The following is a 6,575-nucleotide window of genomic DNA, read 5'->3' as shown; positions in this document are numbered from 1 at the left end:
TCGGCGATGACGGTCGGCGGAAGCCGCTGGTCGCCATGCCCGGCATGAAGGCGGGGGCCGGGACATCGGATATGAAGATGGGTCCCGCGGAGCCATCGGCCCCGTGGTAAGACATGGGTATCGGATCACACCCTGCAAGTCAAACGAAAGTGCCGGCACCCGGTTCCATGATGCGACTCACTTTGTCGCAGGTGGTGGTGCCGGCGGGTTATCATGAACACGTGTACATCATCCCTTCCGTAGCGATGCGGTGCCATCATGCATGCGATCGCCCCCAGAACCGCCGCACCCTCCCCCGCCCCGGCCGACACGCCCTGGCACGCGCACAGCCCGGCCGAGGCGACGGCGGCGCTGGACAGCCCCCACACCGGCCTGTCGGTCGCCGAGGTGGAGGAGCGCCGCCGCCGCTTCGGCCCCAACCGGCTGACGCCGCCCAAGCGCCGCTCGCCGCTCCTGCGCCTGTTGGCGCAGTTCAACGACGTGCTGATCCACGTGCTGCTGGCGGCCGGCGCGCTGACGCTGCTGCTGGGCCACTGGACGGATTCCGCGGTGATCGCCGGCGTGGTGGTGATCAACGCGCTGATCGGCTTCATCCAGGAGGGCAAGGCGGAGCAGGCGCTGGAATCGATCCGCGGCATGCTGGCGCCGCAGGCCACCGTGCTGCGCGACGGGCGCCACGCCACCATCCCGGCCGAGGAGCTGGTGCCCGGCGACCGCGTGGCGCTGGCGTCGGGCGACCGCGTGCCGGCCGACCTGCGGCTGGTCCATGCCAAGGGCCTGCGCATCCAGGAGGCGGCGCTGACCGGCGAATCGGTGCCGGTGGGCAAGGACACGCCGCCGGTCCCGGCCGACGCCGGGCTGGCCGACCGCACCTCCATGGCCTATTCCGGCACCATGGTGGCGCAGGGCCAGGGGCACGGCATCGTGGTGGCCACCGGCGACGCCACGGAGATCGGCCGCATCGGCGCCCTGCTGGCGGCGGTGGAGACGCTGACCACGCCGCTGCTGCGCCAGATGGCGGCCTTCGGCAAGGTGCTCAGCGTCTCCATCGTCGGCTTGGCGCTGGCCACCTTCGCCTACGGCACGCTGGTGATGGGGGAGCCGTGGGCGGACATGGTGCTGGCCGCCGTCGGCCTCGCCGTCGCCGCCATCCCGGAGGGCCTGCCGGCGGTGATGACCATCACGCTGGCCATCGGCGTCACCCGCATGGCGCGGCGCAACGCCATCGTCCGCCGCCTGCCGGCGGTGGAGACGCTGGGCTCGGTTGGCGTCATCTGCTCCGACAAGACGGGCACGCTGACCCGCAACGAGCTGACGGTGCAGAGCGTGCTCACCGCCGACGCCACCTACGCCGTCACCGGCATCGGTTACGCGCCGGACGGCGGGTTCGAGCGCGACGGGCGGGCAGTGCCGCCTGACGGCGACCCGGTGCTGCTCGACTTCGCGCGCGTCTGCCTGCTGTGCAACGACGGCGACCTGCGGTGCGACGACACCGGCTGCTGGCAGGTCACCGGCGACCCGACCGACGGCGCGCTGCTGACGCTGGCCATGAAGGCCGGCCTGGACCTGGGCATCGAGCGCGAGCGGCTGCCGCGGCGCGACGTCATCCCCTTCGAATCCGAGCACCAGATGATGGCGGCGCTGAACCGCCGTCCGGACAGCGGCGGGCTGATCGTCGTCAAGGGCGCGCCGGAGCGGATTCTGGCCCGCTGCACGGCCGTCCTGACCGCCGCCGGCCCGGCGCCGGTCGACCCCGCCGTCTGGCACGCGCGGGTGGAGGCCCTGGCGGCGGACGGGCAGCGCGTGCTGGCCATCGCCATGCGGCCGCTGGCCGGCGACGGGCCGGCTGATCTCACCCTGGACGACGTGCAGGACCTGACCCTGCTCGGCCTGTGCGGGCTGATCGATCCGCCGCGCGAGGAGGCCGTGGCCGCCGTGCAGGCCTGCCGGGCCGCCGGCATCGCCGTGAAGATGATCACCGGCGACCACGCCGTCACCGCCCGCGCCATCGGCCGCCGCTTCGGCCTGGGAGAGCGGGCGGTCACCGGCGCCGACCTCGACCGGCTGGACGACGACGCGCTGATCCGGACGGCGCAGGAGGCCAACGTCTTCGCCCGCACCACGCCGGAGCATAAGCTGCGCCTCGTCCAGGCGCTGCAGGCGGCGGGGCACACGGTCAGCATGACCGGCGACGGCGTCAACGACGCCCCGGCGCTGAAGCGGGCCGACGTCGGCGTCGCCATGGGCCGCATGGGCACGGAAGCCGCGCGCGAGGCCGCAGACATGGTGCTGGCCGACGACAACTTCGCCTCCATCGCCCACGCGGTGGAGGAAGGGCGCACGGTCTACGACAACCTGCGCAAGACCATCCTGTTCATGCTGCCGACCAACGGCGCGCAGGCGCTGGTCATCATGATCGCCGTCATGCTGGGGCTGCAGCTGCCGATCACGCCGGTGCAGATCCTGTGGGTCAACATGGTCACCGCCGTGACGCTGGGCCTGGCGCTGGCCTTCGAGCCGCCGGAGCCCGACGTCATGCGCCGCCCGCCCCGCGATCCGGGCGAGGCGATCCTGCCCTGGTACCTGGTGCTGCGCATGGCGGTGGTGATGGCGCTGCTGGTGGCCGCCAGCTTCGCCTTCTTCTTCCGCCATCTGGCGGCCACCGGCGATCTGGCGGAGGCGCGGACCATCGCCGTCAACGCGCTGGTGGTGGGGGAGATCTTCTACCTGCTGAACGCGCGCGGCGTGCTGGGCTCGGTGCTCAACCCGCAGGGCATCTTCGGCAGCCGACCGGTGTGGGTGTCGATCGGCTGCATGATCGTGCTGCAGCTGGCCTTCACCTACCTGCCACCGGTCCAGGCCCTGTTCGGCACGGTGGCCGTCGGCGCCGCCGACTGGGCGATGATGGCCGCCGCCGGCGCGCTGATCTTCCTGCTGATCGAGGGCGAGAAGGCCGTGGCGCGGCGCCGGGTGCGCAAGGTGTAGCCATAGCCCCTCCCCCGCCGGAGGCGAGGGAGGGGTCTTTCAGAACGGCTTGACGATCACGAAGATGACGATGCCGATCATCAGCAGGGTCGGCACCTCGTTCCAGATTCGGAAGAAGCGCTGCGGGTGGGTGTTGCGGTCCTCCTCGAACGCCCGGCGCCAGCGCGCCATCAGCATGTGCGAGACGGTCAGCACCACCACGAACGACAGCTTGGCGTGCAGCCAGCCCTGCTTGAACCACTCCGGGATCAGGATCAGCATCCAGATGCCGAAGACCCAGGACGCGATCATCGCCGGGTTCATGATGGCCCGAAGCAGCCGGCGCTCCATCACCTTGAAGGTCTCCGACGCCTCGGAACCGGGCGTCGCCGCCGTGTGGTAGACGAACAGCCGCGGCAGGTAGAGCAGCCCCGCCATCCAGGCGATGATGCTGATGACGTGCAGCGCCTTGACCCACTCGTAGGCCATGGAAACCCCTCTCCGGTTGCGAAGCTCGACCTTGGCCTATGTAGCGCGCTGCGGGCAGCCGGCAAAGCCCGACAGGCACAGCCGCCCGCCGCTTTGCGAGCACATGAAGCGGTCGCACGCCGCCGCCTGCCGCACCAGCCGGGCCAACCCGTCGATGAAGGCCGGCGTGGTGCCCACCGTCGGCACGCGGGCGAAGAAGGGCACCCCGGCCTCGTGCGCCAGATGCCGGTACTCGACCTCGATCTCGACCAGCGTCTCGGAATGTTCGGACACGAAGGCCAGCGGCACGACGACCACCGGCACCTTGTCCTGCCCGGCGCGGCGGATCTCCGCATCCGTGGACGGGCCAATCCATTCCAGCGGGCCGACGCGGCTCTGGTAGCAGCTGATCCAGTCCAACCCCTCGATGCCGAGCGCGGCGACGATCGCCTCCGCCGTGCGCTCGCACTGCCACTGGTAGGGGTCGCCCTTCTCGACGACCTTCTTGGGCAGCCCGTGCGCGGAGAACAGCACGCGCGGCCGGCCGTGCGCCGCGGCCTCCTCGTAGCGCGTCCGGATCAGCTCGGCGCTCGCCGCGGCGAAACCGGGCTCGGTCGGGTAGCAGCACACCACCCGCGACGGCGCCGTCAGCCCCACCGCGGCGGCCGCCTCGTTCCACACCCGCAGGCTGGACGCCGTGGTGGTGGTCGACCACTGCGGATAGAGCGGCAGCAGGATGACCTGATCGGGGTTGAAGGCCTTCACCGCGCGCGCCGCCGCGTCGCTCATCGGGTGCCAGTAGCGCATGGCGATGAAGGCGCGCACCTCGCCCAGCTCACCGCCGCCCAGCGCCGCCTCCAGCGCGCGCGCCTGCGCTTGCGTGTTCTCCAGCAGCGGCGACTTGCCGCCGAGTTCGGCGTAGATCGCGCGGGCCGGCTTCTCGCGCCGGCGCGAGATGAACTGCGCCAGCAGGTAGCGGATCGGCGTCGGCGCGCCGATGATCGACGGGTCGTTGAACAGGTTGAACAGGAAAGGCCGGACGGCGTCCGGGCTGTCGGGCCCGCCGAGGTTGAACAGGACGACGGCGGTGCGGGTCGGGGAGGGCATGGTCGGCATGATCCGCCAGAATTGGAGCGCCCTTCGCCCTTCGTCCAGTGCCTGCGACGCGAAATCTCAAAGAAACCGGCGGAAAGGCCTATGCCCTTCCGCCGATCGCGCCGATTACGCCACGTCCGGCCACGCCTTCAGCAGCCTGGACAGCTCGGCCACGTGCTCGGGCGGCGTGGTCTGGATGACGCCGTGGCCCAGGTTGAAGATGAACGGCCGGCCGGAGAAGGCCTCCAGGATCTCGGTGGCGGCCCGGCGCAGCGCGTCGCCGCCGACGGCCAGCATGATCGGGTCCAGGTTGCCCTGCACCGGCAGGCGGGGCTGGAGCGTGCGCGCCGCCCACACCGGCGGCACCGTGGTGTCCAGCCCGACGGCGTCGACGCCGGAATCGGCCACGTAGTCCTCGTACAGCAGGCCGGCGGCACGCGGGAAGCCGATGACCGGCACGTCGGGGTGCCGGGCCTTGACCAGCGCCACGATGCGCCGCGTCGGCTCGATCACCCAGCGCCGGAAGGCGCCGGCCGGCAGCACGCCCGCCCAGCTGTCGAACAGCTGCACGACCTCGGCACCCGCGTCGATCTGCGTGCACAGGTAGTCGGCCGTGACCTCGACCAGCAGGTTGATCAGCTGGCCGAAGCCGGCCGGGTCGCGGTAGGCGAAGCCCTTGACCGCCGCGTATTCCTTGCTGCCCCCGCCTTCCACCATGTAGCAGGCGATGGTCCAGGGGGCGCCGGCGAAGCCGATCAGCGTCACCTCCGGCGGCAGGGCGCCGCGCAGGCGCCGCACCGTCTCGTACACCGGCTCCAGGTGCGCGTGGAAGTTGGCCTTGGACAGGCGGTTCAGGTCGGCCGGGCTGCGCACGGGGTCCAGCTTCGGCCCCTCGCCTTCCTGGAAGGTCAGCGGCTGGCCCAGCGCGTGCGGCACCACCAGGATGTCGGAGAACAGGATCGCCGCGTCCATGCCGTAGCGGCGGATGGGCTGCAGCGTCACCTCGACCGCGAAGGCGGGGTTGTAGCAGAGGTCGAGGAAGCTGCCGGCCTTGGCGCGCAGCTCGCGGTATTCGGGCAGGTACCGGCCGGCCTGGCGCATCAGCCAGAACGGGGGGTGGGTGCAGGCCTCGCCCTTCAGGGCGGCGAGAATCGGCTTACGAACGTCCGTCACCGGCGGCAATCCCTTGGAAGCGTCGAGCGTGCCCGTTCTATCGCACCATTCACCGCGCGCGGCGAGAAAAAGAGTCGTTCCATCCCCGCTTTGCACAGGCCCGCGTGGGAAGGGCGTTCCGGACGGCGCAGGGCCCTACCCTCTCCCTTTCTAAGAATTAGGATTTAAAGGAGGGGGTGATAGTGGTGCTGTGGATAACGGGAATTCCCGCTGTGCCCGGATTCATCCACAGACCCGGACGGCGGCGAACCCGGCGGGGCGCCGGTGTGGACGGAATCCGGGACTATCGGGGATAACGGCGGAAATGCTAAAAGCGGGGGCTTGGGAGATTTTCGTGAGTCATGGGGATAACCTGCAGGGCGGCTGATTCGTCCCCATCTTGCGGAGCGGATCGTGGACTCTTCCCCCATGGTGGCCGGGACGGGGGCAATGAGTCCGGTCAGCGGGGGTAGAATCCGGCCGCCATGGTTATCCACAGGCTATCGTCCGATTCCTCCACAGGATGTTGGGGACAATGAAAGAGTTCCACCTACATCTCGTTTCCGACGCGACGGGCGAGACGATCAACAGCGTGGCGCGCGCCTGCGTGATCCAGTTCGACCAGGTCCGCCCGATCGAGCACTTCTGGAACCTCGTGCGCACCGACCGCCAGCTCGACCTGGTGCTGGAGGCGATCCGCGAGCATCCGGGACTGGTCATGTTCACGCTGGTGGACGAGGGGCTGCGCCGGCGCCTCCAGGACTTCTGCCGCGAGGTGCAGGTGCCCTGCATCCCCGTGCTGGACCCGCTGATCAACGCGCTGGCCGCCTACCTGGGCCTCGAGTCGCAGCGCCAGCCCGGCCGCCAGCACGCGCTGGACGCCGAGTACTTCGGCC

General features: G+C 70.5%; 5 protein-coding genes. 2 read left to right on the top strand and 3 right to left on the bottom strand.

The window, feature by feature from the left end:
- Positions 1-258 precede the first annotated feature (258 nt).
- On the top strand, positions 259-2,985 hold the full coding sequence (locus VED21_RS38425) for an HAD-IC family P-type ATPase (protein WP_324891741.1): 2,727 nt from the start codon (positions 259-261) through the stop codon (positions 2,983-2,985).
- 39 nt (positions 2,986-3,024) lie between these two features.
- Here the strand turns inward: VED21_RS38425 and hemJ are convergent, their stop codons facing one another.
- The 3 genes from hemJ to hemE all read right to left on the bottom strand — a co-directional run bounded on the left by hemJ (position 3,025) and on the right by hemE (position 5,700).
- Positions 3,025-3,453, bottom strand: a complete 429-nt coding sequence (gene hemJ, locus VED21_RS38420; protein WP_324891739.1) for a protoporphyrinogen oxidase HemJ — start codon at positions 3,451-3,453, stop codon at positions 3,025-3,027.
- A gap of 36 nt (positions 3,454-3,489) precedes the next feature.
- Entirely contained in the window at positions 3,490-4,539 is a 1,050-nt protein-coding gene (gene hemH, locus VED21_RS38415; protein WP_324891736.1) for a ferrochelatase, read from the bottom strand.
- A gap of 114 nt (positions 4,540-4,653) precedes the next feature.
- Positions 4,654-5,700 carry a uroporphyrinogen decarboxylase gene (gene hemE, locus VED21_RS38410; protein WP_324891734.1) on the bottom strand — a complete coding sequence of 349 codons (1,047 nt, stop codon included), beginning with the start codon at positions 5,698-5,700 and terminating at the stop codon, positions 4,654-4,656.
- A 514-nt stretch (positions 5,701-6,214) separates the two neighbouring features.
- Here hemE and VED21_RS38405 point away from each other — a divergent pair.
- Positions 6,215-6,575: kinase/pyrophosphorylase (locus tag VED21_RS38405; RefSeq protein ID WP_324891732.1), on the top strand; the 361-nt coding region annotated here is incomplete at its 3' end.

It is taken from the genome of Azospirillum sp. (genome assembly GCF_035627195.1).
Classification (GTDB): Bacteria; Pseudomonadota; Alphaproteobacteria; order Azospirillales; family Azospirillaceae; genus Azospirillum.
This window is presented reverse-complemented; position numbering and strand designations above follow the sequence as displayed.

Excerpts from the sequence above, each read along its gene's own strand:
- hemH (WP_324891736.1), bottom strand. The coding sequence starts at position 4,539 with ATGCCCTCCCCGACCCGCACCGCCGTCGTCCTGTTCAACCTCGGCGGG.
- hemJ (WP_324891739.1), bottom strand. The coding sequence starts at position 3,453 with ATGGCCTACGAGTGGGTCAAGGCGCTGCACGTCATCAGCATCATCGCC.
- VED21_RS38425 (WP_324891741.1), top strand. The coding sequence starts at position 259 with ATGCATGCGATCGCCCCCAGAACCGCCGCACCCTCCCCCGCCCCGGCC.